Source organism: Nostoc sp. S13, from assembly GCF_029379315.1.
GTDB lineage: Bacteria > Cyanobacteriota > Cyanobacteriia > Cyanobacteriales > Nostocaceae > Nostoc.
Genome location: NZ_JAQYWQ010000202.1, coordinates 1 through 7,001, shown reverse-complemented (window position 1 = coordinate 7,001; position 7,001 = coordinate 1). Strand labels below are relative to the sequence as shown.

The window sequence follows — 7,001 nt, the reverse complement described above, 5'->3', positions numbered from 1 at the left end:
AAACCTCTCCGTATTCTCTCTTAGTCTTGTTCAGAAATCAAATAGGAGTCCTATAGATTCAAAATTAACGTGGAAAATGTTTAGCAAGGGAAGCATTTCGCCACTGTTGTAATGGTCTACAACGTGCTGTTTAATACCTGGTTCTGCTAAACCTTCAGGAATATCAATGTGAGCTTCAGATGAGATTTTTTCAACTACTGTAACTATGGCTTTCATATCCGCTTACCCATCTTGTATTTTGTAAGAAAATATTTCCTTGGTGTATTACTCGCGCTTCAATTAAACCCCTGGCAACAAACGTTCTTCAGGGAATAAACAATCAGTTTCATATTCGTCATCATCCTCATACCCTTCTGATGAATCATTTATTAATTCAAATTCTTCGATTGCAAAAATAGCCAGACGCTCGATGACTCGCTACCGCTTCGCTAAAGCCACACACGCTCTTTCTGCTGGATGCGTAGCTGATTGCATCCGATAATCTTCGGGGACTACATAGCCAAGAAGCGCGTAGAATTTCTTAGCTAGTTTTTCAATGAGTACGTCTTTTTGAAAAATTCCAAGTTCCATATCCTTTCCCCTCAAGGTAGAATTTGCCTTTGTTGTAAAAGTTTTAATTCTTGATTACTGGGCGATCGCTCTGCTTGACCGATGACTGATGACTAATGACCAATGACCAATGACCAATGACCAATGACCAATGACCAATGACCGATGACCATCAAGCTGTAACTACAGCTTTCTTGCTAGCGAAAGCACCTGCCTGCCTTAGCGCTGTACCAGGGCTAGGATGAGCGAAGAACTCTTCTACAGCTTTGGTCAACCCAGCCGCAACAGTCGGCTCGTGACAAGCGTAGACATAAATGGGCTGTTGAACCCCATTAACCAATCGTGTTTCTTGGCGATCGCCTAATTGTGGGTAAAACGTGCGAACCCATGTCCCAAGATGTCCCCGGTAGTGAGCGCCACTCAGGGGGACTTTCTTTCCAAGTTCGCTCTCTGCAAAGTTCACAACCCCCAACCAGCGTTCTTCTGAAGGGGTTAGCAATTTCCTGTTATGTTCAGTCAGCAGATTAGCGGCATAGTCTTTAAATTGCTGTTCGGTGTACGGGTTGAGTCTGCCACCAGTTAACTCAGCTAAAGTCTTCATTGCCAGGACAAGAGTATGCAATCGCTGTTCAACTGGGGGGAGGGCTGGTGTAGTCAGTTGTTCTTGCGGTTGAGTAGCGGGTTTTGTCCAGCCCATGATGTCTTGCATCCAGGCGCGAACACCGATCCGGTTAAAAGCTTTGCATACAAGTCTGGCTTGCTGTTTGCAATACCGCCCAGCATCAAAAGCGTAATATTCAATAACGGCAGCAACACCCATATCAGGTATTCCCTCATTCCAGGTTTCCAGTGCCGCAGGGTTAAAGCCTTGTTTTATAAGGCTTTGGGCTAATGCAGAGGGTTCCAGTGCCGCACTTAGTAACGCACGACGAAGCGAAGAATCTTGTACATCTGCCAGCCTTGCAGTTGCACGAAGACTAGCCTTACCTTGTCCATTAGAGTCAACAGTGATTTCTTGCTTTATCTGGTCGATAATTTGAGCTACTTCGATTTGTGACATAATTTTAGTTGGGTGATAATTTTTTGTTGTTGAGTAAAGAGAATTAGACATTTACGCGCACCAAACTTTTTTCACCGACTAGTGAGAAACGATTAGATATAGTCCGTGATGGGAGCAACGCGATTTTGTGAGGTGCTGAAACCTGGGACGTATATAGCTTGTTTCAGGATGCGATCGCAACTAAAAAACCAAGTTTTGTTGAGAATATAGAGGTGTAATTGAGAACTAAACCCCGATCTCACTTTTTCGCGTTGCTCCCCTCCGTTCTCTCCAGCAGCCGTTGCAATTTACCGCCAGTTAGCTGTTCTAAGGGTTGCTCTAAAAAATATTCATCAAAAATGGATTTACCATCACTAGACACATCCACCATCGACAGCGATTGAACTGCTTCCACTGCACATCTACAAAGTAGTTGCTGACATTTTCCAGTACGCATCACCCACCAGCCGCCATCAGTACAGCCAACCTCGCCCAGTTTCACATCGTTCTGGTAAATCCCATCGTCGAGGATTTCAAACCCGTACTTCTCACATTCGTTGAAAATCTGCGCCATGATTTCGTTATCAGTGGTAGAAAAGGACAAGAAGCAGGGTGCGGGGTGCAGGGGGGAAATTTCTTCTCCCTTGCTCCCTGCTAATAGCTCCTCTGCTTCTTCAAGGAATGGTTCTTGCAGTGGCAGCGTGCCTTGCTGGTACTGCTGTTTGACATAGCTGTGGCATCTAGCCGATGTGGTGTCTCGGAAAATCTCTTTGCCGTTGATGATTACACGCCAGTAGAGGTCTTGGAAATTATCATGGTCGTAAAAGATGCTGGCTACCAGTTCCCGATTAACAAACGCTTCTTGATCATAAAATGAGAGTTCTGAAATCTTGGGAACTTCTGGGACTTCAGTTAGTGCAAATGGGTTGAGTGTGCCGTCATTATGATGCCATTCGATGAAGCGCTGGCATCTGGCAACTGTAGTGTCGCGGAATTTTTCTTCACCGTTGCTCATAACCAGCCACGGTTGGGTTACGAATTCGCCGTGGTCGTAAGCGATGTAGGCGATGAGTTGTTTACCACAGTAAATCTCGTAGTGGTTGGAGTTGATTTCTACAGTTGTTAATGGTTCGGGAGCAAGCGCTTGGGCTTGGCCGGCGATGAAGTGGTCGAATTCGGCTTGGGCTGCGGCTTGGTTGTCAACTTTCTGAAGCTGGGTGGATCCAGGGTAAACAAAGTCCGCTCAATAGACTTATCCACAAATAAACCTCAAAATAGCTGAAACCCTTACATAGCTGGCTTTTTAGCTTATATAAAACAGGAACCTCTAAAACCCTCTCCAGAGCTAGGTTTCAGCCAAATAAAGTTCTCATTTCCGGATAAGTCTAATCCTTCCCAACTCCCGCAAAGCTAAAGCTAAACGATTTTGCCGAGGATAAGAAGCTAATTTCCTCAACATCAAAGAAGCAGTCACCGTCCCCGTCCGAATTGAACTAGCAAGGCGTAGAATCTCATCCCAAGATTCCTGAATCAATTTCACATTAATCTTGTCACCTAGCAGGGGTGCTAAAGCCGAATCAGGAGAACTAGGTTCAAAAGTATACAATTTCTTATCAGGTAAATCGCGCATTCGAGGTGCAAATCTAAATCCCAGCAGGTGGCACATTGCGAAGACATGCTCGGTATAGCCACTTGTATCCGTATAATGCTCCTGAATCTGTAAATCACTCTCGTGATACAACAAACCATCCAAAACGTGAGTTGCATCCCTAATCGTGGCGTTAATTACCTTAACGTGAAACGGAGCATACTGGTCGGAAATATGCGTGTAAAAAATCACGCTTCTATCTTTACCATATTTGGCATTGATCTCTTCATTAAAACTATGATGTCCAGCCGCTTTGAACCGTTGTCCATCAGAAGAAGATGTTGTTCCATCACCCCAATAAGCAGCAAAAGGCACTTGTGTATGGAAATTTACCACCTCAGCCATTGCTTTGGAATAAGTTTCATCACGAATATACCAATCTGCCACCCAAGCTAAACGCTCAAAGGACATCCCTTGAGTTGCGTCTGCCATTCGTGTTAAACCTAAATTAATCCCATCAGCAAGTAAGGCACTTAACAAAACAACTTTATCAGATACTTGTTCTCCTGAATGTAAATGCGTAAAATGTTTGGTAAACTGTGTCCAAGAATCAACTTCTACTAACAAATCAGTCAACTTAATTTTTGGCAGTAAACTATGAACTGTTCTGCTAAATCCATCAACCTCTTTTGGGACAGCATTGTTAAGAGGAGTGATAATTAACTGTTCGTTCTCTATCCTGACATCAACCAGTTTCTTTTCTGCCATTAAAGAAGAAACAAGCGCTAATTGTTCAGACAATTCAAGTGAGCATTGTTCAATATAAGTAGTGAAATCCGTCGTTACTGCCACAGGTATCGTTTGAGAAGAACACATTGACTGCCATGAGCTATCTGGTAACAGATAATCCTCAAAATCTTGGAACTGCTTCGAGCCTGCTATCCAAATATCCCCAGAACGCAAGCCACTGCGTAATTCAGCCAAAGCACACATCTCATAGTAGTGACGGTCAATAGTATCGCCCTTAACTACGTGTTTTAACCAACGAGGTTTAACGAAACTAATATCCGCAGATTCTGGTACTTTTCAACCACCAGATATATTTAATTCTTTAATGACTGACAAAGCTTTTAGAATCGGTAAACTGGCTCCAGTAGCTTTAAATTCAAACGCTGACAACAATTTTGGTGTATACCTTCTCAATTGTGAATAACGATTATCAAGCAGTTCAAGATAATCAAAATCTGCTGGTCTGGCTAGCTTTTCAGCTTCGGCAACACTACTAATAAACTTTTCCCAATTTAAGACTGATTCAATCGCTTCATAAGCATCAATTGACTGATCTCTAGCAGCAATCAACGCCTTACCTACTTGAGCATACAATCGGACTTTTTCATTAATTGCTTTGCCATCATGTTGAAACTTATCCCCATGCTGGTGCTCACTTTTGTTAAACAATTTACCCATCATTTTATCGTGCATTTCTATGGCATAATCGACTAATGACGCACTCCATTCAATGAGAAAAGCAACTAAAATAGCATAGCGTCTCAATTCATCTAACCTAGATAGGTGAGCAGGTGTAGACTTCGCGCCAGTTCTAGTAAATTGCAACAGACGATTTTGGTGTACTCGTTTCAAGCATCCAGAGTCGAGATTGAGATGGCGAATAAACTCCAGTCGTTCCACCACTTTTAAAAAGTTTCTTGGATTAGCCTGACCTGGTGGTTGACGTAGCCAAATTAAATCAGTCAGTTTTTTATCAGGCTCTACAATTAATAACTTATCTAGCGTCGTCTTTTGTAATGTTGTCAAACTTTTAGTCAACTCAAGACATACTAATTTTTGAGCGCGATGTCTGACCTCCCAGGCTAAACGCTCTATCGTAGAAATAGCTGGAATAATAATTTGGCGCAAGCGCATCTCATCAATCAACGCTCCCACAAGTGCCATCCCTTTATCTGATGATATTGCAAAAGGTAATAACCATTTTGAGAATTGCTTGTATGTAGATGTATTAAAAGTATGAAATCCGAAATTGTTTTGAATTTCTGCCAGATGTTCGCGTCGAGTTGTATCCCTTTGGGAATATTCAGTGATGATTGTCGGGTCAAGTTTTAATTGAGATGCAATATAAAATAGTACAGATTCTGGTACTATTTCTCCTAAACTCCAAACACGACCTGGAAAGCGTAGGTAAGATAACTGTACGGCGAAACCAAGACGATTGTGTGGTCTACGACGCTCTTTGATAACTTTGAGTTCGTCATTACTAAAAGTATAGTAGCGAGCTATATCTCTTGTCGTGATAGAATCGGGGATTTCAGTAAATTGAAGTCGTTGTGTCGGAGATAAAAGTTCGCGCGTTGCCAATTAGATACCTGTATATTCAGTTTTTAAGAAGTAGTTTGATTTTGTTTATAATTCGCGCCACAGTAAGGGCAGAATTTAAATTTCAATGACATAATTGGTTCATTGCAATTAACACAGCGATTCAGTAAAGCTGTACCACAAGCAAAGCAATACTTCGACCGTAAGTCTGTCCACATTGGGTCAGGAGTAGTTCCTGGAGTCCAACATTTAGGACAAAATTTTAACGTAGTTATTGTTTCTGGGGAGACTTTCTTCGCTGCCGCATCTAGGTACTCCGGTGGTATTCCCAACGCCGCAGCTAGACCACCTTTAGCCTTTTGATTGAGTCTATTCGTTTGTCCACCCTCAATTTTGCGGATGGTCTGGATATGTATTCCCGCTTTGAAACTCAACTCTTTTTGGGTTAAAGAAAGCTGACCTCGCAATCTCTGGACGTAATTAGCAAGCCCTTCTTCTCCCAATGGTCGCGTTGAATGTTCTGTTACAATCATCAAAATATATCTGAAAATATATTTGTTAATGATAAGTTAATATCTAAACCTTTATTTAAATAAATTGTAAAAAGCTCCTCTAAAGTAATGATGACTTTAGCAGCTTTAGCCACCAAGTTTTTAGAACGTCCAGGACTAGCCAAAAGTACTCTGCGTTCATATCAGTCTACGATTATCCCCTTGCTCAAGGAGTACGGTCGATGGTCAATAGAAATCATCGACAGACAAGTTTTGATGGAATATCTCAATCATTTAACTGATGTTTCCTATACGACCCACCACCGTCATCAAGCTATAATCACGGCTTTGTTCAGTTTTGCTGTTGATATGGGATATCTCAAATCCAATCCGGCTGCGGGACTCACAAGACGTAAACCCAGTCGAGAACAAGGAGAACACGCTACTGATGAGGCAGTGCGTTACCTTACTCCATACCAATTAAGTATCCTGTATGGTGTCATCAAAAAAGATATTCGTTTGTCTGCATTGGTGCGTTTGTTGCATACCAGTGGCGCTAGGATTGCTGAGGTACTGGCTCTAAATTTAGATGACATAGACCTCAAAGCCCGGAAATTTCAGGTTGTTGGCAAAGGCAACAACGGTGGTGTTTTTACAGTGAAGTAGCAATCAAGAGTCTAAATAACTACATTGAATATTATAGACATCCTAAGCATCCAGCACTGTTTACTGCTCAACAGCCAAAAACTTTAGAAGTATCCCGCCTTTCTTACCGCATGGCGCATAAATCTTGGACTAAGTTCATTGGAGATAGTCCTGAACTCCAAGAAATTCGTATTCATGACTTACGGCACACTTTTGCTGGGAGCAATGCGATTTTGTGAGGTCTGGAAAAAAAAGTGCGATCGCTAAAAATCAAATCTGAGTACTAAGTAATTTTATTTACAGCTTTTAAACTGCTTTGCACGAAAATTCATCTTGATGAGATGTCTCAAAAAGATTA

General features: G+C 42.0%; 6 protein-coding genes and 1 pseudogene. 1 reads left to right on the top strand and 6 read right to left on the bottom strand.

Annotated features, from left to right (window positions below):
• Positions 1–30: 30 nt before the first annotated feature.
• From PUQ00_RS31765 to PUQ00_RS31735, 6 genes and pseudogenes are all read right to left on the bottom strand, one after another.
• Complete coding sequence (locus PUQ00_RS31765) at positions 31–216, bottom strand: hypothetical protein (protein WP_300423898.1); 186 nt, start codon at positions 214–216, stop codon at positions 31–33.
• A gap of 201 nt (positions 217–417) precedes the next feature.
• Positions 418–570, bottom strand: a complete 153-nt coding sequence (locus PUQ00_RS31760) for a hypothetical protein (RefSeq protein WP_300423897.1) — start codon at positions 568–570, stop codon at positions 418–420.
• Positions 571–721: 151 nt separating this feature from the next.
• Entirely contained in the window at positions 722–1,609 is an 888-nt protein-coding gene (locus tag PUQ00_RS31755) for a hypothetical protein (RefSeq protein ID WP_300423895.1), read from the bottom strand.
• A gap of 238 nt (positions 1,610–1,847) precedes the next feature.
• Positions 1,848–2,603, bottom strand: a complete 756-nt coding sequence (locus tag PUQ00_RS31750; protein ID WP_300423894.1) for a hypothetical protein — start codon at positions 2,601–2,603, stop codon at positions 1,848–1,850.
• Between the two features lie 372 nt (positions 2,604–2,975).
• Positions 2,976–5,549, bottom strand: a pseudogene (locus PUQ00_RS32985) (Tn3 family transposase); the annotation flags it as partial.
• 23 nt (positions 5,550–5,572) lie between these two features.
• On the bottom strand, positions 5,573–6,040 hold the full coding sequence (locus PUQ00_RS31735; RefSeq protein WP_300423891.1) for a zinc ribbon domain-containing protein: 468 nt from the start codon (positions 6,038–6,040) through the stop codon (positions 5,573–5,575).
• Positions 6,041–6,127: 87 nt separating this feature from the next.
• Here PUQ00_RS31735 and PUQ00_RS31730 point away from each other — a divergent pair, with 87 nt between their 5' ends.
• Positions 6,128–6,664: a tyrosine-type recombinase/integrase gene (locus PUQ00_RS31730; protein WP_366145979.1), complete on the top strand. Its 537-nt coding sequence runs from the start codon at positions 6,128–6,130 to the stop codon at positions 6,662–6,664.
• Positions 6,665–7,001 lie beyond the last annotated feature (337 nt).

What these genes read in the sequence shown, in the direction of transcription:
- PUQ00_RS31765 (WP_300423898.1), bottom strand. Translation starts at nt 216, where the DNA reads ATGAAAGCCATAGTTACAGTAGTTGAAAAAATCTCATCTGAAGCTCAC.
- PUQ00_RS31760 (WP_300423897.1), bottom strand. Translation starts at nt 570, where the DNA reads ATGGAACTTGGAATTTTTCAAAAAGACGTACTCATTGAAAAACTAGCT.
- PUQ00_RS31755 (WP_300423895.1), bottom strand. Translation starts at nt 1,609, where the DNA reads ATGTCACAAATCGAAGTAGCTCAAATTATCGACCAGATAAAGCAAGAA.
- PUQ00_RS31750 (WP_300423894.1), bottom strand. Translation starts at nt 2,603, where the DNA reads ATGAGCAACGGTGAAGAAAAATTCCGCGACACTACAGTTGCCAGATGC.
- PUQ00_RS31735 (WP_300423891.1), bottom strand. Translation starts at nt 6,040, where the DNA reads ATGATTGTAACAGAACATTCAACGCGACCATTGGGAGAAGAAGGGCTT.
- PUQ00_RS31730 (WP_366145979.1), top strand. Translation starts at nt 6,128, where the DNA reads ATGATGACTTTAGCAGCTTTAGCCACCAAGTTTTTAGAACGTCCAGGA.